An 18,434-nucleotide genomic window follows, 5' to 3' on the forward strand; every position below is an offset into this window, starting at 1 on the left:
CTAACGGTTAAAAATAGTCGGATCACCCGCGCGTTTCGTCAACTTGCCGTTTTCCATGATACCCATCTTCTCTAGCCAAGATTCGAATAAAGGTGCAGGTCGCTTGTTCATCGTTTGCCTCAATGTTGCTATATCGTGGAAACTCAAAGACTGATAGTTCAACATACAGTCATCCCCCATTGGAGTAGCGATGATAAAATTCACACCAGCCGCGGATAAAAGAACCCCCAGGTCCTCAATATCATTTTGATCCGCTTTCATATGATTCGTATAGCAAATATCCACTCCCATCGGCAGGCCATGCATTTTCCCCATAAAATGATCCTCTAACCCGGCTCGAATGACCTGCTTGCTATTATAAAGATATTCTGGACCGATGAATCCGACGACCGTATTGACGATGTACGGATCAAAATAGCGTGCAAAGCCATAGTTCCTGGCCTCAAGCGTCACTTGATCAATTCCAAAGTGGGCTTCCGCTGATAATTCTGAACCTTGCCCCGTTTCAAAATAAAGATGTTGTGGACCTGTGCCGGTTCCATAGGACTTTGCTACCTCATTGGCTTCTTCAAGCAATTCAACGCTAATCCCAAAAGAACGATTGGCCGCTTCCGTTCCGGCTATGCTTTGAAAAATCATATCAGCAGGTGCTCCCTGCTGTACGGCTTTAATTTGAGTGGTCACATGAGCAAGTACGCAATTTTGGGTTGGTATATTCCATTTTTGAATTACGTCCTGAGTGGCATTTAACAACCTTTTGATACTTTCCACTGAATCATCGACAGGGTTGATTCCAATGAGTGCATCCCCAATTCCATAGGAAAGCCCCTCCTTTAATGAAGCTAGCATCCCTTCCACATTGTCAGTCGGATGGTTAGGCTGAAGACGGGAGGCAAGTGTTCCTTTGTATCCGATCGTACTATTGTTTTTGGTAAGCACTTCGATTTTATTGGCTGCATGGATGAGATCGAGATTCGACATGAGCTTTGTTGCAGCAGCAATCATTTCACTATTTAGTCCTCTACTTATCCTCATTAAATCTTCGCCAGTCGTCTCATCACTTAATGTATATTCCCGCAGCTCGGCAACCGTCCAATTTTTCACAGATTGATAGATGCTACGATTGATGAGTCCATCAATTATTCGGGACACCTCATCCTCATCCGGAGAGAGTAATGGATAGTTTCGAATGTCTGCTAAAGTCACTTCGCTTAGTACCGATTTCGCAGCTATCCGTTCCTGGACCGATTCGGCTGCAATCCCTGCAAGTCTATCCCCTGATTTCTCTTCATTTGCCTTGGCCAATACGTCTTTTAGCGAAGTAAATTGATAGGTCTTCCCAAAGTATTGTGTAGATAATTTCATCATATCCTCCTCCATTTCTTAGTTGTGGAAAGTTAGTGTTTTAACAACAACCGGCACAACCCCTGACCGCAATAGCCTTCCTATATCTAAATAATCACCATGCTCCACCTGTGTTTGATCGATACAGATAACCGGCTTTTCCGGCTGATTAGCTAGTAAGGTCTGACCAAGCACCTTTCCATAATCACTATCCATGACGATTATCAGCGGCTGCTGCTGATTCGGTTTTTGCTTCAGTGCCTCAGTAAAAGCAAACGTGAGCAGCTGAATGTCCCGGAATGATAGATATGGTAGGTTCGTTAAATAAAAGGCAAAATTCTGTCCTTCCCGCTGGGGGTCATATATCGTAATCGCGTCCTGAACCGCTTTTGTCATTCCCTCGATACCTTGCTCTAGAAGACCCTGAAAATCGATTCGATAGACTGGGATATTTCGTACCGGTAGATGGGAATCATTCACTTCAATTGTTGCCCCGCTGATCTCGGTTGTATGGGTGCCGGCTCCAAGAACAGTCGCACGAATCGTTTCAACTGGCTTTTCCCACTCCCAATAAGTCAATTCTTTATTTTCTTTTATAGAAGTGGCAAGAGTCATGCCAATATCCTGAAAGCTGGTGCACATCAGTTCCTCATGATACATGCAGTCACTGACTCCACCCGAGAACATTAATCCATCAATGCGACCTGTCCAAGATGGCGCCTTTCCTACTAAAAGCTGTTCGTCTTCTTTCGTATATGAACTGTCCAAAAACCTCGCCAGCACCTTAGCCATCTCATCTGTAATTATTCCCCTATTCTCTTTCGAAGGAGAATACCCCTTTGTTTTCAGCCATTGTTCAATTGAAGGAGCGACTTTCATCTCCGCCCCCTCCCATTCCATCAAACGGCCTCCGATGTGTAAGGTGCATGTACCGCAAAGCGTACCCGAACGGTATACGGCAATATTTGCTGTTCCGCCGCCAATGTCAATGTTTGCTATAGTTTTTCTTGTCTCTATTGAATGTTGATAAGCACCGGAACCCTTTGCGGCAATGATTCCCTCTAAATCCGGTCCTGCTGCTGCGACGAGGAATTCCCCTGCCGCTTTAGACAGCTGGTGTACCATTTCTTCTGCATTTTGTTTTGTTGCCGTCTCGCCTGTGATGATGACTGCGCCTGTTTGAATCTTTTCCATCGTGATGCCTGCATGATGATATTCACTTTCTACTATTCTTTGAACCGCCGGGATATCAATCACTGTATCCGATAAAAGTGGGGTCCTGAAAATCGGACTTCGATACAGAACTTTCTTTTCGGTAATTTCAATTTTCGGGACCTGTCCCCCGCCCGCCACATTCATAAGTGAAAACTCGCTGATAACAAGCTTCGTCGTGCTTGTGCCAATATCAATTCCTGCACTGATGATTCGCTCCAACTGTTTATTTAGCAAAACCTCACCTCAGTTTTAAACCACTTGAATTTTATTGTCCTCTTCCTCTTGGTTTTTTTCTTTATATTCATTCAAACCGATAACACCTAATTCACGATCCTTTTTCTCTAATTCCAAAGCCTTCGGAACTGACAGCCAGTAAGCCAGACCGATTCCGATAACACCAGCAGATAGCTTCCCTACGATGATAGGTAAAATTAAGGAAGGTTGAAAGTTTGCCGTGAAGGATAAGTGATCCCCTAATAAGAAGGCAGCACATACTGAGAAGGAAATGTTAATCACCTTATCCTTTGGGGGCATATCTTTAATAAGTTTGAACATCGCTAATATATTGGCAACCGTGGCTAGAATTCCTGCACTCCCCTCCTTGCTCAATCCAACTTTTCTACCCATTGCTTCAAGGGGCTTGCCTGCATATTTCTGAATCAGATAAATCATTGGAAAAGCACCTGCAAGCATTATTCCGATATATCCTGCCGTCTCCAGGGCACGAAACTGATCCGCCTTATCGGCCATGATTGGATGAAATCCCCAAGCACCAAATACCTTAGAAAACAGCCCGGTGAAAATTTCTACAATCGAGAACACTAATACGAGTTTAATCCCCGCATCCATTATTCTCCCAAACCACATAAATCCTTTAATCATCATATCTGGCAAGAAATAAAGACCTAATGCAAGCAATACAACAAAAATAAGAAGCGGTGAAAGATTCAAGACGATTTTCAAATAGCTCAATGTGAATTCATATGTAGAATCCGCATTAGTAGAAATCACTTCGCGTACCTTTGAATTCGTTGCAACGACTAGTACGCTTGAGATAAAGGCACCTATTGGAATCGTCAAAATTCCAGACATGACGCCAAGTGCCATATATTTATGATCACGTTTCTCTAGCATCGCCAGCCCCATCGGAATCGAAAAGACAATCGTTGCCCCAGACATGAAACCTACAATCATCGCCATGATCCAGCCTTCATATGTCTCCTGTAGTTGAGCTGCTAATTGGTAACCACCCATGTCAGTTGCCAAAATCGCTGTGGCAGCGAGGGCAGGGTCTGCGCCTATCGCGGCAAAAATCGGGCCGCACACTTTATCAATGAACCATGATAAATAAGGAATCGACGCCATAATTCCAGCTGCAGGAATGAATATATGCCCAACGGTATGCAAGCCTTCCATGAACTGCTTGCCCAAGCCTTGCTCACTGTCTTTAATCGACGCAAAAGCACCTAGCACAGCACAAGTCATAATGATATAAATAACGAAATTCCCAACCATCTCCATACGTATTCCCCCTTGAATTATGATTTGGTTTTGCACATTTCAACTAGAAAAAAGAATATAAAAAAAGACGCATCGTATAGCCCAAATTAAGGTTTTTCCGTAGAAGTTTCTACGATACAACCATTTGGTCTATCAAAGCGTCATTGCTTCATCTATTCACTTGTTTTTGATCATTTATAATTATTAGTTGTGCAACTTTTTCAATCGATAGTTGCTTATTCATACTCAACCTTCGTAGCTTGTTATATGCGATTTCTTCGGTTACATTCTTTCTCTTCATGATAATTCCTTTTGCTTTTTCAATGGCTTTACGATTGTGAAGGGTTTCATCCAGTTGAGCCATTTGTTCCTGATACTTTTTTGTATTCTCAGCTTGCAGTAAGGCAATCTCTACCGCTGGGATTAGACTTGCTTCGGTAATTGGCTTTACAAGATATCCTACGATATTGGCTCGTTTCGCCTGGTCGATATATTCACGCTGGCTAAATGCCGTTAACAAAAGGACCGGAATCTGAAAAGTGTTAGAAATCACCTCACTCGCCTTGAGCCCATTCAGTTTAGGCATTTTTATATCCATTAAAACGAGATCGGGTTGCAAAGCATGTGCCAGCTCAATCGCCTTCTCACCATCACGTGCCTGTCCAACCACATCGAATCCCGCATCCTTGAGCATATATGTAATATCAAGCAGAACAATCGATTCATCTTCCACGACCAAAATCCTCTTGCCCATGTCTCACCTACCTATTGTATGGAAATCTTATGGAAGCCAACGTACCTTCCATGATTCGACAAACCGAAAATTCTCCATCCAAATCATTCTCGACCGTCATGCGGATAATATCTAATCCTAATGAAGGCTTAGCTGCCGGAGAATAACCAATGCCATTATCCAAAACTTGAATCTCTAATTCAGACCCATCCTTTTGAAAAGACACGGTAATCTTTCCAGCCGTTCTTCCACTGAAAGCATGCCTCACACAATTATAAATGAGTTCATTCGCCACCAACGCAACTGATACAGCTATATCGGAGTCAATGGAATGAAGCTCACCAATATATTCAATACTTAGGTTTTTACTTTCTTGATTCTCACTATACACAATCATATCACCGATTTTTTTAATGAGCTCCAGTAAATCTACATGATCAACATGGCTACTAGCCAAAATGATTTCATAAACCGACGATATGCTTAATACTCGGTTTAAACTGACCAATAAATGAGGTTTACTTTCTTCGGGAACCTCCATCCTCATCTGTAGCCGAAGCAAACTGGCAACCGTCTGCAGATTATTTTTCACTCTATGATGAATTTCGCGAATTGCAACTGACTTACTAATCAGTTCTCTTTCTTTTTCCCGCAGTTCAGTCATATCCCGGAAGATGATAAATGCTTCCTTAGATTTCTTGCCGCGTATATGAAATTTCTTTACTTGAAAAATTTTCTTCCCAATGTGCTGCTCCTTCATTAAAACTTCTTCTGTTGAAGCAAGTACATCAGCAAAGCTAGGAAAATAGTCGAAAATGCAGGTACCTAGTACACATTCGGTCAAACAGATATCCGTTACTAGATTAATAGCAGCCGGATTAGTATAGACAATTTGATTTTGATTATTAATCAGGAATATAGACTCTTCAATAAATTCAGGCACTAAAGAATTTTGTTCATCCTGTCTTTCAAAAAAATTTGAAGTTTCGGGTTCTTCTTGAATCGCCTTCTCCATAATCAATACGGCAATGACACGATTGCATTCCCCTCTAACCGGAACAACACTTTGTTGGACCATGACTCCCTCTTGAGTCAATGCTCGATTCACAAACATATCCTTCCCAGTGCGTAATACATAAAATACTGCCGGCTCGAAGGCTTCATAGGCGATCTTACCGATAACCGAATAATTATAAACCGACTTTACAGAATGGGCGCTTTGCTCCGCCACGACAATCGCATGCTTTCCTTCCCGTACCGGACAATCAATAAAGACATTGGCTTGATTCAAATTAGCAATCAATGTTAGATTATTCGACAGATTTTCAAGTATGCATATATCCTTGTCTATTAAGTTAGTATGCATTTCACATAATTCTCGGACCGAAAATATCTTCTCCATTGGCAAAACTCCAATAAAAGTTTAATCATGGATATTATTATAGATACCGCTTTCATTTTTGTCAATATTCCAAATATTCTAATGTTATATATCCTAACATCAGAAATAATATTTTCATAGGAGCATAATACTAAAGCAAATATCATACTAACGTTGCTTTAGTATTAATTTCAAGCAATTAAATAAACCCTCCATTGACTCTGATCGTTTGTCCCGTAACCCACTGTGCTTGTTCACTCACTAAAAACGTGATCACATTAGCGATGTCATCCGTTTCACCTAAACGTCCGAATGCACTCATTTTTTTCATCCCTTCGATTTGTTGCTCGGATTTTCCTACATTAAACAACTCAGTGTTAACGGGACCTGGAGCAATTGCGTTAATAGTGATCTGTTTAGAGCCAAACTCTTTAGCCAGTTGTCTTGTAAATTGTTCAACTGCCCCTTTTGTACCTGCATACATACTATACGAAGGGAACATCTGGCCTATTACAGAGGTAGAAATATTAACAATCCTACCATTGAGCTCCATATATTTTAATGCTTGTTGACAAGCAAAGTACGTCCCCTTAACGTTTACTGCAAATTGTTTATCAAAGTCTTCTTCCGTTGCTTCCGCTAGTGGTTTATTAATCATTAGTCCAGCATTGTTCACTAAAATATCAATTTTCCCATACGCTTTGACCGTTTCTTCGAAGAGTTTGACAATGTGAGTAACTTGGCTGATATCTGCTTGGATAGCGATTGCTTCTCCATCATTTTTCTTTATGCCTTTCACTACTTCATACGCCTTTTGTGAACTGCCTGAATAGTTGATTACTACTTTTGCACCTAAATCCGCGAGCTGTTCTGCTATAGCTCGACCTATTCCTCTTGATGAACCTGTGACCAACGCAACCTTTCCATCTAACCGATTATTCATTAATTTCACTTCTTTCTTTTCATAATAGTTATTCAATTTCACACCAAAACTTATTAGTCCATATTTTACCACCATTTCCTCGCTACCGTTTCTTTTTGTTCAATAAAAAAAGTTCCTCTGATTCTATTTTCAATAAAAGAAAATTTAAAAGTGCTTGTCCCCATCAATGCTCATGAATTACTCCTCTTCTGGTTATAGTAAAGAAGAAAATAACTTAGGAGGTTTTATCCATGAAAAGTTCAGAAGAGTTTGTAGAGAATATTCAAGAACAGCAAAAGAAAGATGCAGCCAATAAGCGTCGTCAAGGTAACGGCAATCCCGCCCAGAAATTACCGAATAAAAAACATTAATACAGCAACATTGTATTAGCTACGCATCTTCATATTCATTCTCCGCTCCTATTTTAGGGCGGGGAATTTTTCATGAGGCATTCTCTTTCTTGTTCATCGCTTCGATTTCTTTTGAAAAGGTCTCTTCTATTTCGTTTTTATTTCCATACAGAAAGAGATTATCACCAAGTTGAATTTTATGTTCATTTAACTCTTTCCTAATTTTTGCTTCTCCGCTTTCGATAAACAAGATATTGATGTCTACTCCTCGCGATACGATATCAAAAGTATTAACGTCAATGAACTCAGAGTCCTCATTAATATCAATCTGCATAACAACGTCTTCATTTTCTAAAAATAGAACCTCTTCTATCGGGTGTTCCCACAATTCATAATGATTGTGCATTTCACTTTGCATTTTATTCGATAATCTATTATTTATGAATGCTGTTTTAACGGTAATAGTCAAGATCGTCAATATCCCAATAATAATGCTTAACTCCATTAAGCGTAAATCATCTGTAAGCAGTGTACTAATTGATGAAATAATAACAGCAAGAGAAAAGGCTCCAAATAAAATTAAAAACATGCTTATTTTTCTTCGAACAGGATGATCAATAATAGACTTTGATTCGTCAGTAGTGAACCCAGTACCTGTTAGCATGGAGATAACTTGAAATCTAGCTACAGTGTTCTTTAACCCAGTCAGTTTTAATAAGGTAACCGATATTTCAATAACAAGACCAATGATTAAAAAATAAAGCACCATAAACACTACATTCATCATTATGATTATTACCTCCATCCAACTTTCGTCATTTATGGTTTACCCTAATTATTCTAAAAAGAATCTCAACATTATTTATTCTAATAGTTTACATCTGATTTAGAGTATTGGATTCATGCGAATAACTAGCGTGAAATACAAAAAAACACAGTAGAATTCATTGCTGAATCCTACTGTGTTTTAATCAAATTGGGATGTATTTTTCCGTTCAATATTTATTCAACCTACTTTAATGTTGCTGAATTCCCCCGCCTTGTATCGGAAATTCAACATATTGGCCTTAAAATCCTTGCATCGGGAATCCGCCGGGCTGGCCTTGACCTCCGGGCATCGGGAATCCTCCAGGTTGACCTTGAAATCCTTGCATCGGGAATCCTCCAGGTTGACCTTGACCTCCGGGCATCGGGAATCCTCCAGGCTGGCCTTGACCTCCGGGCATTGGGAATCCTCCAGGTTGACCTTGAAATCCTTGCATCGGGAATCCTCCAGGCTGGCCTTGAAATCCTTGCATCGGGAATCCTCCAGGTTGACCTTGACCTCCGGGTATCGGGAATCCTCCAGGTTGACCTTGAAATCCTTGCATCGGGAATCCTCCAGGTTGACCTTGACCTCCGGGCATCGGGAATCCTCCAGGTTGACCTTGACCTCCGGGCATCGGGAATCCAGGTTGACCTTGACCTCCGGGCATCGGGAATCCAGGTTGACCTTGACCTCCGGGCATCGGGAATCCTCCAGGTTGACCTTGACCTCCGGGCATTGGAAACCCTCCAGGTTGACCTTGACCTCCGGGCATCGGGAATCCTCCAGGCTGACCTTGACCTCCGGGCATTGCAAATCCTCCAGGTTGACCTTGACCTCCGGGCATCGGAAATCCTCCAGGTTGACCTTGACCTCCGGGCATTGCAAATCCTCCAGGTTGACCTTGACCTCCTAGCATTGGAAATCCTCCGGGTCGATCAAATTCACCAAACCCTTCCGTCATAGGGGCCCCATCAAAACTTCCAAATTCACCATAGTTTTGCATTGTACCTTCCATTTTTCTTTCACTCCCCATCTAGGTTACAGTCTAGAATATGAATGTTGAGCGAAAGAGTGCAGGTACATGTCTTTCTCAAATGGTCTTCAGTAATAGCTTCTTTAATAGCGGGGTAAAATGCTCTGGCAATTCAGCTACACTCGGAATCATCAGCCGTTCTTTGCCGTAGATGTTTTTCATCGTCAGTTCTTCACTTTCATCCACGCTTCCATCCGCTAAAAACATGCCAATGATTTCGATTCCTTTTTTCCGGGCTTCGGATACGGCAAGATGCGTGTCGACGATTCCATTTTGGTCATAATCGGCCGCGGCAGGTTCACCATCGGAAAATACGAGCAAGAAGCGATTCTTTTCTCTCCTTTTTTCCAATTCTTTTGTTGCAACCCTGATACTGTAGCCGTCTCGGTTGTCTTCCTCCGGTTCAAGCTGCATGATTTTTGCTCCTGAGTTTTGATAAAACGAATCAGAATGGGATTGGATCACGTGGAAGTAATTTGGCTGATAGCCTTCTTTCACCTCATTTGCATCCTCCCAAAAACCGACAATCGAGTGAGGAATTCTTAATTTTTTTAGCACCTCATGAAACAGGACGATCCCTCGTTTCGTTTCATCCATCTTGTTATGCATAGATGCCGAGCAATCGATCAATAGCGTGAACACGGCATCTATTTCATTGGAATCCCTATTCTTTTTGTAAAAGACCCTTGGATTTTCGTCGAGTACAAGCGGCAGTAATTTCTTTGATAAGCGGCCATAGACCAAGTCTTTTCTTGGTGCATTCTTTTTATTTTCGAGTGTTTTCTCAATCGTACTTGAGAGTTTTCTCTTGAACGGTTCAATATCTGCAACAAACTCGCGATAGCGTTTTTCCTCAATAGGAGAAGGCATTTTTGCTTCTTTAATTATCTGAACGACGTCTTTATTTTCTTCGCCAAATGGATGTTCACCACTTTTTCCGATATTCGTTTGCTTCTTTTCGAGCGTTTCCTGTTGCTTGTATTCCTTTTGTTCACTTTCTCCTGACGAGCCTTGAATCGAGGCCAGCGCCTGGTCAGCATCTTCCGCTTCCCGAGCTCCGCCGCCCATCAAGCTTGTTTTCGTTCCCTGCTCCAATTCAAACTGAAGGAAGGTCGAATTATTCTCGCCATTTTTATTCTCGCGATGCCATGTCGAGAATTTTTCATCAATAAACTCACTATTCTCTTCACTTACATCTTCTGCGTCATCGTTCACCAGTTCGTCATTTCTTGTTAGTTCATCAAATAACGTATTCGCTGTATACTTCTCCACATTAGCAACAGGAAATATGAAATATTCATTCATCGTATCCTGATACTCTTCGTTCAACCTAAAAACGATTTGTTCACAAATTCTAGTGATATCACTCGTTTTTGTTGCTTCAAAGACCGAATGAATAAGTGGTTTAATTTTTTCCAGTTCCTCTAGTTGGCGTTCATTAGCTCTCGGAAAAACAGGATCGGGCCTATCTGAATGAATTAGTAAATAAACGAGGCAATACAGTTCGTCTAGCGCAAAGCTTCTTGTGACATTTGTCGCTAATTGGCTTTCGAAATATTGTTTAAGGTACGTTCCCCGTACAGAGAACCACTTTTTCGTGCCAGGACGTTCTTTTTTCACCAATTCCTCCAAACGCAGATCTTCGAATATGGTGAACAACTGGGCAGCAAACTTTGGAAGCGAGCATTCTTCTATGATGTCCTGGTACTCTTTCATGCTTCGGATTGTAGAATGATGCAGCGTCCCAATTGTTCTAAGCAGCACATCTGTTTTCAATCCTGCTTCCTTTACCTCCTGATTCCCATTTTCCCAAAAATGGCTGGCTGTGACCTTAGTCTGAATCAGATCAATAAAGGAACCATAATTATATTCAAATTCCAGGTCAGGAATACCTGATAAGACAGTCGATAGATCCTGCAGCTGCAAAAAAAGGGCCGTATCAATTATTGAATCATTGAATCGAATATACTTCATGCGGCATTCTCCTAGTTAGAATAATGTATCTGCCAAATTCTTCACAAACTCCCGCTCTCGTTCCTCGTCCAACTTATCCACGATGGAGCGAAGAATCGCACGTTTCGGGGGAATCAATACACTGAGGTCACAGGCATCAAGCAAAGCCCGAATTGATGCTGCATCTTCAGCCACTTTTCCTTGATTAACGGCGTTTATTAAGTCACCTGACAGCTTAACGAACAATTCGATACTTCTTGAATCCTTCAACTGTGTATTCGATTGAATCAATTGCTTTAACTGCTCTCCTTCGATATAAGGAACCTCGATCACGACAAACCGGTTTTTCAGCGCCTCATTCAGCGGTACTGTACCGACATAGCCTTCGTTTATTGCAGCAATTACGTTAAAACCATCTTTCGCAGTGATGACTTCGTTCGTAAACGGGTTCGTTATCGTTCTCCTGTAATCGAGCACCCCATTGATTAACGGCAGTGTTTCCGGCTTCGCCATATTGATTTCATCTATGTATAAGAAATGTCCGTGATTCATCGAATTGATAACAGGACCTGGAACGAATTCAATCACCTGTTTTTCCTCTTTGTAAGCAAGCGTCTTGAAACCCAATAAGCTTTCAGCATCCAAATCGACTGAGCAGTTGACACTGAACATCGGTTGGTTGAATAAATTCGATAACGTCTCGGCAAATTTCGTCTTCCCTGCTCCTGTCGGTCCTTTCAAGAGGATGTTCTTCCCCATACTTAAGGCTGTAATGGCATCCACCATCAACTCCATCTCAGGAGGCAGATATCCACCTTTCCTTATCAGTTCCTCAAATTGAGAAGAATTTTTTTTATTTGTATGTAAAATATTAGCTATTTCTTTTGGTAAACGATTAATCATTGTCTCCATACACCCCTTTTTCATCATTTTAATGCTCTTTACCGGTAAAAACAAACACTAAGAAAAAGAGCCGTCATAAAGACAGCTCTAAGAGTAATCATTTACATTCAACGTTCTGATGCCTATTTTCATAAAGTGAATAACTAGGCTTAATACACTTCTTCGGGACTCCTTTTCATTAGGCTTATCGCAAAGCCTAATACACCACCAAAGATGGCTGGAAGCACCCATCCTATTCCTACACTATATAATGGAAGGAAATCGGTGAAAAAATCGGAAATAGCATAAATTTTAACACCGGAAGCCATTAATCCATCCAAAATACTGATGATGGCTGTTAATAATAAACTCCCCAAGTATACCTCGGATTTTCCTTTGAAAAAGGAATGCAAGAATGTTAACACAATTAAAACGATGGCCAATGGATAAATCGCAGTTAACACAGGCACTGTAATCGAAATTAGTTTGGTCAGACCTACATTGGCAACAGCTGCGCTAAAAACTGAAAAAATAACAACAAATGACTTATACGATATAGCAGGAATTACTTTATTGAAATAGGAAGAACAAGCTGTTATCAAGCCTATACTAGTAGTTAAACAAGCTGCGATTACAATTAACCCTAACAGTACTGCACCTGCAGGACCAAAAAAATAATTCGAAGCTTGCGCTAGAACGTCTCCACCATTCCCTAAATAACCAAGTTTCTCCACACTAGTTGCTCCGACATAAGTTAAAGCAGTATAAACAATTACTAATAGAGAAGCTGCTATAAGGCCGGCTTTCATACAGAAACCTAAAACTTCTCTTCTTGAAGTAATTCCTTTATCTTTGATTGCATTAATGATAATAATACCAAATGCAAATGCAGCAAGCGTATCCATAGTTAAATATCCTTCTTTGAAGCCTTTGAAGAACGAATTATCCGAATAATCTGCAATAGGAGATTGGATTTCCCCCATTGGATTTGCAATTGCCACTACAATTAGTATCCCGATAAAAATCAATAATAGTGGAGTTAGAATTTTCCCGACAATATCCAACATTTTCGATGGGTTAATAGATAATAAACAGGCAAGTCCAAAGTATATGACCGTAAATACTAGCAAAGGTAAAAAGCCGACTCCATCTGGAAGAAAAGGTTTAATCCCTATTTCATAAGACACACTTCCCGTTCTTGGAAGAGCGAATAACGGCCCGAGTGATAAATATAGAACGGCTGTGAAAATAAAACCGAACATCGGGTGCGCTCTGCTTGCAAGCGACTGCACATCACTTTTACCTGAAAAACCAAATGCCAATATTGTGACAAATGGCAATCCAACACCTGTAATGATAAATCCTAAACTAGCAGACCATAAATTTGTCCCGGCCGATTGACCGAGCATAGCAGGGAATATTAAGTTTCCTGCACCAAAAAATAAAGCAAAAAGCATTAATCCTGTAACAATAACAAAAGAAAGTGGTGCTTTCTTTGACATTTTGAAGCCTCCAATATTTTGATTCTCTTAACAAAAGAAAAGAAATGTTGCCCATCTAATTTCGATTTAAAAGTGAAATAAACTACTGAATTGACTTATTCCGTAGTCATGTATCCACCTGAAACTTAAACACAACACCCCTTACTATAAAATGCACTAGTACCTTTGTCAAAAATTATTATTCAGAAAAATCTTTCTTTTCCTGTTACCTTTATTAAAATGAGAGATGACAAAGCAATATATATAGCGATTTAACATAGAGGGTTATAAAATGGGTACAACTCATTGCCTATTAAAATTATTTTTATATTCAGTGATATTTTCACTTTATAACAAAACAAATTAGAAAGAGGGTTGAAGTATTGAAGACAGAAAAAGAAAAAATGGTGAAAGGGGAACTATATATTGCGGCGGACCCAGAATTAGTAAAAGATAGAGAGAATGCACGAAGGTTAACCCGACTATACAATCAGACAACGGAAACCGATGAATGTTAAAGAACTGAAATTCTGAGGGAGCTTTTTGGTTTCAGTGGGAAAAAGATATACATTGAGCCCACTTTTCGTTGTGACTATGGGTATAACGTTACCGTAGGGGAAAACTTTTATGCGAATTTTGATTGTGTCATCCTGGATAGTTGCGAAGTCCGTATAGGAAGGGATTGTATGTTGGCTCCGGGGGTACATATCTATACAGCCACACATCCACTAGACCCATTCGAACGCAGTTCAGGTGTAGAATACGGAAAGCCCGTAACGATTGGAGACAATGTTTGGATTGGCGGCAGAGCCATCATCAATCCCGGAATTACAATAGGGAACAATGCTGTTGTTGCTTCGGGAGCTGTTGTAACAAAAGATGTCCCAGATTGTGCGGTTGTAGGTGGAAACCCTGCGAAGATCATCAAATATATAGAAGGAATAAAATAGCAGAGCACATTCACTTCTGAATGGCCCTGCCTCTATTTTTCTTATTAAATTGTTTTTAACGCTTGAGGAATCGGTGTATCCCCTGTTATTAAGTCAAAGGAACGGTTATACGTATTTTCTTCGATTAATGAGGCAAGAATTGTTTGAGCCACATCCTCCCGCGCAATCGTCCCTCTTTCCAGTTCCTCAGCAGCGGCTACATGGCCTGTGCCAGGTTCGTTCACAAGTCCACCCGGCCGGATGATGGTATACGTTAAACTGCTTTGTAACAATGCTCTATCCGCATAGTGTTTGGCCACATAATATGGTTTGATGGCTTCATTCCAGTTTTCCCTATTATTCGCCTGAAAGGCACTGACCATGATGAATCGGTTGATTCCTAGGTTTTCAGCTGCTTCAATCGTTTTAACAGCACCATCTAAATCAATCAAAAGCGTCTGATCCGCGCCTGTGCTGCCTCCCGATCCTGCCGTAAACACGATTGCATCGCACCCTTTTGCCGCTTTCGCAATCTCATCCACTGATCCCGTTAAACTTACGATTACAGATTCGACTCCGATTTTCTCAAAATGCTTCCTCTGTTCTTCTTTGCGAATCATTGCTCGTACACTATGTTCCTGGCTATCTTTTAGCAAATCAACCAGGTGTTTACCGATCTGCCCATTTGCCCCAACTACGAATACTTTCATAAAAGTCAGCTCCCATAATGGTTAGTTTACTTTCTATATTCAATTATTTCATGTACAAAGTTCATTATCAAACAATCAGCCCATCCTTCTATCCATTTGGGTCCGTTCATTTTGCATCGTCATATATTGGAAATAGTTTGCAATCACATTTATATATTTTATAATAATTAAAATAAGTGTATTTATAACACAAAGGGGAGGTGTAAAGATGGCAATAAGACTTTTAATGCCACCTTCTGCAGCGTCTCATGCAAAGCCTAGTATTGGAGGCGATACTTTGCATGGGGTAAAATTAATCTAAACTAACATCGCCCAGCATATCATTTCTATATATTTGGCTTTGCACCTTATTTCATTCTTAAAAAAGAATAAGGGGCTGGCAGAAATGAAATATGTAAAAGCAACGACTGTTTTACCTGAAAAGCTGATTGTGGAAATTCAAAAGTATATACAAGGTGAAACGATATATATCCCTAAACTAGAAACGACTTATCAAAAGTGGGGAGCTAGTTCGGGATCAAGGAAATACATTGATGACAGAAATGCTTCTATTAAATATGCATTTAAAAAGGGGCATACAATTCATCAATTAGCCGAGGAACATTTTCTCTCCATAGAAACCATCAAAAAAATCGTTTATTCTAAATAGGTAATAAAATGGTAGCGCTGATAATATTATCAGCGCTACTCATATGTCGAGTATGTTTCTTAGTCGTTTTCTACCTTTCAATGTTGATGCAAATTCTGTAAAGTAAATAGAAACGGTACCAAGTTTAAAAGGTATCGTAGCAACATGAACAGGGGTGGAAAAATGGAACCTTTTATCAGAAGTGAGCAATATAACTTTATTAAGTCTCAAACTCAGATTCTCATAAATGGACACGCGACTGCGAATGATAGGGATGTTATTCATACCCTGAAAACAGTCGCGAAAGAAAGAGTGTTAAGCTTATTCAATGAATTGAGTGAGGAGCAAAGGCAAGTATTAGACCCAATTGATACCATCAAAGAGCCTGCACAAGCTGAAGTGTTTCTATTGAAGGTAAAGCCATTTGTGATTCCTTTTAAAGAAGTGACTGAAAAAACGATCAAAAAGCTATTTCCTAAAGCGAAGAAGTTAAAGAACCCTATGTTAGAGAACTTAGACTTGAGAGAGATTTCATATTTGGGATGGGATGATATCGGCTCCGGAAAAAAATTCATCATAGCACCTCATCACAATAAGCTATTGGGGTTGCATGGGACAATTAAACCTTCTAACAAAAAAGGTATCTGTGCCATATGCAGTCGCTTTGAAGAATTAGGAATGTTTATGTCCGAAACAAAAGGAACAGTACAAGGTACATTCATTAAAAAAGGTAATTATATTTGCTTGGATAGCTTAAAATGCAATCAAAACATCACCACATTGGATAAATTAAATGATTTTATCGTGCGAATAAAGTAGATAGGGTATCCGAATAAAAAAGCAATCCTTCATTATGGAAGAATTGCTTTTTGTGTTTTAATTTTAGTTATAGTATAGGATCAAACTTCAACTTTACTCGTGAGTTTTGTTCCTTTACTCGTGAGTTTCACTAATTTACTCGTGAATTTTGTTCCTTTACTCGTAAGTTTCACTAATTTACTCGTGAATTCACCAGCCAACAAAAAAAGAAGCGCCATAATCGTTTTTATGGCACTTCTTTTTTCTGTTTAAGGTAATACCGACGAACCCATCAAGTAGCGGTCTACTTCCCTTGCTACTTCACGGCCTTCATTGATGGCCCAAACAATTAGGCTTTGCCCTCTTCTTGCGTCTCCAGCAGCAAAAACACCTTCTACATTCGTTCTGTATTCTCCATAGACAGCATCAATTTTTTGATTGACGGTTTCTACACCAAATTGAGATAAAAGCGGCTGTTCTGTTCCTTCAAATCCGATTGCGATGAATACAAATTGTGCAGGCCATACTTTTTCCGTTCCCGGGATTTCTTTGAAAATGTATACTCCATCTTCCCCTTTACTTTTTTCCATTGAAATCGTATGCAGTTCTTTTAAGTTGCCATTTTCATCGGCGACGATTTTTTTAGTTTGGATTGAATATTGGCGCGGATCTGCACCAAATTTCGCTTCCGCTTCTTCATACGCATATTCAAGTGAAAATACATTCGGGTAGGCTGGCCACATATTATCGGAAGTCCGAGCTGTCGGCAGGATAGGATGCTTCCCGAACTGTACGACACTCTTACATTCTTGGCGAAGAGCAGTAGCAACACAGTCAGCGCCTGTATCTCCTCCACCAATTACAATGACATCTTTACCCTTTGTATTTAAAAATTGACCATCTTCAAAGTTGGAATCCAACAAGCTTTTAGTCGAAGTCGTTAGGTAATCCATCGCTAGGTGAATGCCTTTTGCTTCGCGCCCTTCAATTACTAAGTCACGTTGCTTTTGAGCACCTGTACATAGGATAACTGCATCATATTGATTTTGCAGTTCTTCGGATGAAATGTCTTTTCCAATTTCCGTATTCGTGACGAAATCGATACCTTCCTGGTTCAATAATTTGATTCGACGCGCAACGACATCTTTTTCAAGCTTCATGTTCGGAATGCCGTATGTTAATAGCCCTCCTGCACGGTCTGAACGCTCATAAACCGTGACCGAATGACCTGCTTGATTTAACTGATCAGCACTTGCTAATCCAGCAGGGCCTGAACCGATGATAGCAATTTTCTTTCCGGTCCTATATTCGGGGATTCGAGGTGTGATCCAGCCATTTTCAAACCCTTTATCGATTATAGTACGTTCGATGTTTTTGATGGCAACCGCAGGATCATTAATCGCAACCGTACAAGACCCTTCACAAGGGGCCGGACAAACGCGGCCCGTGAACTCAGGGAAATTATTCGTTTTCGTTAAACGGTCTAATGCTTCTTTCCATCTGCCGCGGTAAACCAAATCATTCCACTCTGGAATCAGATTATGAATCGGGCAGCCCGTTGTGACTCGGTTCAATTCCATGCCCATATGGCAGAAAGGGGTGGCGCAATCCATACACCGCGCTCCCTGTGTACTTAACTTTTCATCAGAGAAAGGAGCTGTATACTCTCTCCAGTCGCTTAAACGAGTGAGAGGATTCCGGTCTTTTGGCTTTTCTCGCGGATAATCCATAAATCCTGTTGCTTTTCCCATCTTTCTCTCCCCTTCC

At 40.5% G+C, this 18,434-nt stretch carries 16 protein-coding genes and 1 pseudogene; 4 read left to right on the plus strand and 13 right to left on the minus strand.

Translation table 11 applies throughout. The features are described 5' to 3' along the window. From NST21_RS24405 to NST21_RS24430, 6 genes are all read right to left on the minus strand, one after another. Positions 1 to 1,365 (minus strand): ethanolamine ammonia-lyase subunit EutB, encoded by a 1,365-nt coding sequence (locus tag NST21_RS24405; RefSeq protein WP_340891832.1) that lies wholly within the window; start codon positions 1,363 to 1,365, stop codon positions 1 to 3. Between the two features lie 18 nt (positions 1,366 to 1,383). Continuing rightward, positions 1,384 to 2,793 (minus strand): ethanolamine ammonia-lyase reactivating factor EutA, encoded by a 1,410-nt coding sequence (locus tag NST21_RS24410; RefSeq protein WP_340891833.1) that lies wholly within the window; start codon positions 2,791 to 2,793, stop codon positions 1,384 to 1,386. Between the two features lie 15 nt (positions 2,794 to 2,808). Continuing rightward, positions 2,809 to 4,080 (minus strand): ethanolamine utilization protein EutH, encoded by a 1,272-nt coding sequence (gene eutH, locus NST21_RS24415; RefSeq protein WP_053347863.1) that lies wholly within the window; start codon positions 4,078 to 4,080, stop codon positions 2,809 to 2,811. 148 nt (positions 4,081 to 4,228) lie between these two features. Continuing rightward, complete coding sequence (locus NST21_RS24420; RefSeq protein ID WP_053347864.1) at positions 4,229 to 4,813, minus strand: ANTAR domain-containing response regulator; 585 nt, start codon at positions 4,811 to 4,813, stop codon at positions 4,229 to 4,231. 7 nt (positions 4,814 to 4,820) lie between these two features. Continuing rightward, the gene (locus NST21_RS24425) at positions 4,821 to 6,194 is read right to left on the minus strand and encodes a sensor histidine kinase (RefSeq protein ID WP_340891836.1); all 1,374 of its coding nucleotides are present in this window, start codon (positions 6,192 to 6,194) and stop codon (positions 4,821 to 4,823) included. A 178-nt stretch (positions 6,195 to 6,372) separates the two neighbouring features. Next, the gene (locus tag NST21_RS24430) at positions 6,373 to 7,116 is read right to left on the minus strand and encodes an SDR family oxidoreductase (RefSeq protein ID WP_340892652.1); all 744 of its coding nucleotides are present in this window, start codon (positions 7,114 to 7,116) and stop codon (positions 6,373 to 6,375) included. A 230-nt stretch (positions 7,117 to 7,346) separates the two neighbouring features. Here NST21_RS24430 and NST21_RS24435 point away from each other — a divergent pair, with 230 nt between their 5' ends. Next, complete coding sequence (locus NST21_RS24435) at positions 7,347 to 7,466, plus strand: DUF4023 domain-containing protein (RefSeq protein WP_053347866.1); 120 nt, start codon at positions 7,347 to 7,349, stop codon at positions 7,464 to 7,466. Between the two features lie 70 nt (positions 7,467 to 7,536). Here the strand turns inward: NST21_RS24435 and NST21_RS24440 are convergent, their stop codons facing one another. The 5 genes from NST21_RS24440 to brnQ form a co-directional block, all read right to left on the minus strand. Next, the gene (locus NST21_RS24440; RefSeq protein ID WP_340891838.1) at positions 7,537 to 8,232 is read right to left on the minus strand and encodes a hypothetical protein; all 696 of its coding nucleotides are present in this window, start codon (positions 8,230 to 8,232) and stop codon (positions 7,537 to 7,539) included. A gap of 280 nt (positions 8,233 to 8,512) precedes the next feature. Next, the gene (locus NST21_RS24445; protein ID WP_340891839.1) at positions 8,513 to 9,268 is read right to left on the minus strand and encodes a hypothetical protein; all 756 of its coding nucleotides are present in this window, start codon (positions 9,266 to 9,268) and stop codon (positions 8,513 to 8,515) included. A 75-nt stretch (positions 9,269 to 9,343) separates the two neighbouring features. Continuing rightward, entirely contained in the window at positions 9,344 to 11,260 is a 1,917-nt protein-coding gene (locus tag NST21_RS24450; RefSeq protein ID WP_201186946.1) for a vWA domain-containing protein, read from the minus strand. A gap of 15 nt (positions 11,261 to 11,275) precedes the next feature. After that, positions 11,276 to 12,142, minus strand: coding sequence for an ATP-binding protein (locus NST21_RS24455; protein ID WP_082527419.1), 867 nt, complete (start codon positions 12,140 to 12,142; stop codon positions 11,276 to 11,278). A gap of 149 nt (positions 12,143 to 12,291) precedes the next feature. After that, positions 12,292 to 13,623, minus strand: coding sequence for a branched-chain amino acid transport system II carrier protein (gene brnQ / locus NST21_RS24460; protein WP_340891841.1), 1,332 nt, complete (start codon positions 13,621 to 13,623; stop codon positions 12,292 to 12,294). Positions 13,624 to 13,985: 362 nt separating this feature from the next. On the opposite strand from brnQ, the pseudogene NST21_RS24465 reads away from it, so the two are divergent. Further along, a pseudogene (locus NST21_RS24465) lies at positions 13,986 to 14,552 on the plus strand (maltose acetyltransferase domain-containing protein). Positions 14,553 to 14,596: 44 nt separating this feature from the next. Here the strand turns inward: NST21_RS24465 and NST21_RS24470 are convergent. Next, positions 14,597 to 15,241 (minus strand): SDR family oxidoreductase, encoded by a 645-nt coding sequence (locus NST21_RS24470; protein ID WP_057215360.1) that lies wholly within the window; start codon positions 15,239 to 15,241, stop codon positions 14,597 to 14,599. 385 nt (positions 15,242 to 15,626) lie between these two features. Between NST21_RS24470 and NST21_RS24475 the strand changes: the two genes are divergently transcribed. Together NST21_RS24475 and NST21_RS24480 are read left to right on the plus strand one after the other, a co-directional pair. Beyond that, complete coding sequence (locus tag NST21_RS24475) at positions 15,627 to 15,890, plus strand: CD3324 family protein (RefSeq protein ID WP_053347873.1); 264 nt, start codon at positions 15,627 to 15,629, stop codon at positions 15,888 to 15,890. Positions 15,891 to 16,052: 162 nt separating this feature from the next. Next, a complete protein-coding gene (locus tag NST21_RS24480) occupies positions 16,053 to 16,688 on the plus strand; it encodes a FusB/FusC family EF-G-binding protein (RefSeq protein ID WP_056521136.1) in 636 nt (211 codons plus the stop codon). Positions 16,689 to 16,936: 248 nt separating this feature from the next. On the opposite strand, the gene gltD is transcribed toward NST21_RS24480, so the two are convergent. Further along, the gene (gltD, locus tag NST21_RS24485; RefSeq protein WP_340891842.1) at positions 16,937 to 18,418 is read right to left on the minus strand and encodes a glutamate synthase small subunit; all 1,482 of its coding nucleotides are present in this window, start codon (positions 18,416 to 18,418) and stop codon (positions 16,937 to 16,939) included. Positions 18,419 to 18,434: the final 16 nt, after the last annotated feature.

The sequence above is a fragment of the Peribacillus sp. FSL K6-1552 genome (assembly GCF_038005205.1).
Taxonomy (GTDB): Bacteria; Bacillota; Bacilli; order Bacillales; family DSM-1321; genus Peribacillus; species Peribacillus butanolivorans.

Excerpts from the sequence above, each read along its gene's own strand:
- NST21_RS24450 (WP_201186946.1), bottom strand. The coding sequence starts at position 11,260 with ATGAAGTATATTCGATTCAATGATTCAATAATTGATACGGCCCTTTTT.
- NST21_RS24425 (WP_340891836.1), bottom strand. The coding sequence starts at position 6,194 with ATGGAGAAGATATTTTCGGTCCGAGAATTATGTGAAATGCATACTAAC.
- NST21_RS24430 (WP_340892652.1), bottom strand. The coding sequence starts at position 7,116 with ATGAATAATCGGTTAGATGGAAAGGTTGCGTTGGTCACAGGTTCATCA.
- gltD (WP_340891842.1), bottom strand. The coding sequence starts at position 18,418 with ATGGGAAAAGCAACAGGATTTATGGATTATCCGCGAGAAAAGCCAAAA.
- NST21_RS24455 (WP_082527419.1), bottom strand. The coding sequence starts at position 12,142 with ATGATTAATCGTTTACCAAAAGAAATAGCTAATATTTTACATACAAAT.
- NST21_RS24435 (WP_053347866.1), top strand. The coding sequence starts at position 7,347 with ATGAAAAGTTCAGAAGAGTTTGTAGAGAATATTCAAGAACAGCAAAAG.
- brnQ (WP_340891841.1), bottom strand. The coding sequence starts at position 13,623 with ATGTCAAAGAAAGCACCACTTTCTTTTGTTATTGTTACAGGATTAATG.
- NST21_RS24405 (WP_340891832.1), bottom strand. The coding sequence starts at position 1,365 with ATGAAATTATCTACACAATACTTTGGGAAGACCTATCAATTTACTTCG.
- NST21_RS24480 (WP_056521136.1), top strand. The coding sequence starts at position 16,053 with ATGGAACCTTTTATCAGAAGTGAGCAATATAACTTTATTAAGTCTCAA.
- NST21_RS24420 (WP_053347864.1), bottom strand. The coding sequence starts at position 4,813 with ATGGGCAAGAGGATTTTGGTCGTGGAAGATGAATCGATTGTTCTGCTT.
- NST21_RS24440 (WP_340891838.1), bottom strand. The coding sequence starts at position 8,232 with ATGATGAATGTAGTGTTTATGGTGCTTTATTTTTTAATCATTGGTCTT.
- NST21_RS24445 (WP_340891839.1), bottom strand. The coding sequence starts at position 9,268 with ATGGAAGGTACAATGCAAAACTATGGTGAATTTGGAAGTTTTGATGGG.
- NST21_RS24470 (WP_057215360.1), bottom strand. The coding sequence starts at position 15,241 with ATGAAAGTATTCGTAGTTGGGGCAAATGGGCAGATCGGTAAACACCTG.
- NST21_RS24475 (WP_053347873.1), top strand. The coding sequence starts at position 15,627 with ATGAAATATGTAAAAGCAACGACTGTTTTACCTGAAAAGCTGATTGTG.
- eutH (WP_053347863.1), bottom strand. The coding sequence starts at position 4,080 with ATGGAGATGGTTGGGAATTTCGTTATTTATATCATTATGACTTGTGCT.